Origin of the sequence: Mycobacterium sp. (assembly GCF_050701675.1) — a bacterium.
Classification (GTDB): Bacteria; Actinomycetota; Actinomycetes; order Mycobacteriales; family Mycobacteriaceae; genus Mycobacterium.
In genome coordinates this window covers 1-1,683 of sequence record NZ_JBOGDD010000903.1, presented here as the reverse complement: position 1 = coordinate 1,683, position 1,683 = coordinate 1, and the positions used below count along the sequence as shown (strand labels likewise).

General features: G+C 67.1%; 3 protein-coding genes. All 3 read right to left on the bottom strand.

Annotated elements, in window-relative coordinates:
• The coding region (locus ACRDUX_RS27335; RefSeq protein ID WP_526418387.1) for a TetR/AcrR family transcriptional regulator at positions 1–194 on the bottom strand (194 nt) is incomplete at its 3' end.
• 47 nt (positions 195–241) lie between these two features.
• Positions 242–1,111, bottom strand: a complete 870-nt coding sequence (locus ACRDUX_RS27330) for an ABC transporter substrate-binding protein (RefSeq protein WP_526418385.1) — start codon at positions 1,109–1,111, stop codon at positions 242–244.
• Between the two features lie 53 nt (positions 1,112–1,164).
• A partial coding sequence (locus ACRDUX_RS27325) for an SDR family NAD(P)-dependent oxidoreductase (protein WP_526418384.1) occupies positions 1,165–1,683 on the bottom strand: 519 nt, incomplete at its 5' end.

The window sequence follows — 1,683 nt, the reverse complement described above, 5'->3', positions numbered from 1 at the left end:
GCCCAGTAGTGCTCAAGGATCGCCGCGGCGAAGGCCTCCTTGCTGGAGAAGTAGGCGTAGAACGACCCCTTCGGCACGCCGGCGGAGTCGGTGATGTCCTTGACGCCACTGGCGGCGAATCCGCGTCCGTGCACGAGAGCCAGGCCGGAGGCGAGCAGTCGCCGACGCACGTCTGGATTCGGTGGCCGTGGCATGTCATCGATAGTAGCCGACCGGTCACTTATGTCTGTGGCGACGAGCGTCATGGCGACGGCGTCAGGTAGACGGTCTCGGCGTCGACCGCCGCGACGCCGAGTTCGGCTGCGACCCCGGCGATGGCGCGCTGCGCCACGTCGAGGTCGACCCGGCCGTCGGCGCTGAAGTACGGGCCGACGTAGCGTTCGTAGTACTGCTTGGCCTCGTCGTGGGTGACGCGATTCAAGAATCCGGCGATGTAGTCGACGGCTAGCGTGGGCTGCTCGGCGAGAGTGCGAAGGGCCCGCTCGTTGGCTCGCACCAGGGCCTGCAAGGCGGGACTGTCCAGCGGGACGTGGGCGGGGTCGACGGCGATGCCCACGGTCGGGATCTGGAAGTGATCGCCAACCCAGGCCAACAGGTGAAATCCCTCCTCCTGCGCGACCTGCTCGGGCGAGAGCGTGCTGCCGACGTAGGCGGCATCGATGGAACCGTCGCGCAGGCGGCGCAGGTCCATCTGGTAGTCACCGGGGTCGCGCGACACGCACGTCACGTCGACGTCGGGGTCCAAGCCGTGCTTGCGCAGGACGATTCGGGCGAAACATCCGGGTGCCGTGTGGGCGGCGTGGACCGCCAGGCGGCGGCCGCGCAGATCCGCCATCGACGTCACCTCGGCGCCGCCGAGAAACCAGAACAGCGGACGATGCGTGTTGACGCTGAGGATCGTCCAGCCGATGTCATCGGTCAGGCGTGACAGCAGCGAACGGCCGAGACCTATCGTCGCGCCGCGACGCAGACGCTCCACTGGCCAGTGGACGCCGTCGCGGATGGCGACGTGGACGCCCTCGTCCTCGTAATACCCTTCCTGGTCGGCCACGTGGGCGACCAGTTCCTCGTGGATGCCATGCCCGGCATAGGCCAGGTCGATCGTGTGCATGGGCGAAACTCCTCCTGCCAGTTTGCGTGACTCCCCCTGCGGTGCAGCCCATTTCAATCCATGGAGAGGCCGCCGTTGACCGGAAGGTAGTGGCCGGTGGTGAAACCGGAGTCCTCACTTGCCAGGAACGCCACGGTCCTGGCTACTTCCTCGGGTCGGACGAGGCGGCCCATGGGGTTGGTGGTGCCGAGACGGCCGATCTGGTCGGCCGACAACTGCTGCGTCACCTTCGTTTCGTCGACCGTGGCGGGCGCGACGATGTTCGCGGTGATGCCGTGCGGCGCCAACTCGAGTGCGACGTAGCGGACGAACTGATCCAGTGCCGCCTTGGCGGTGCCGAGGGTGATCATCCCGTCGCGGGGCCGCCGGGACAATCCCGTGCTGAGGTACACCAGGCGACCGTAGCTGCGGTTGATCATCTCCGGGACAACGGCTTTGGTGATCAGGAACGCGGCGTGCAACTCGCGGTCGAGCTTCCCGCCGAGTTGCTCCCAGCTCAGATCGGTGAACGAGGTGACCTCGAACGGGATCAACGCGTTGTGCACCACGACGTCGATCCGGCCCCACCGTCG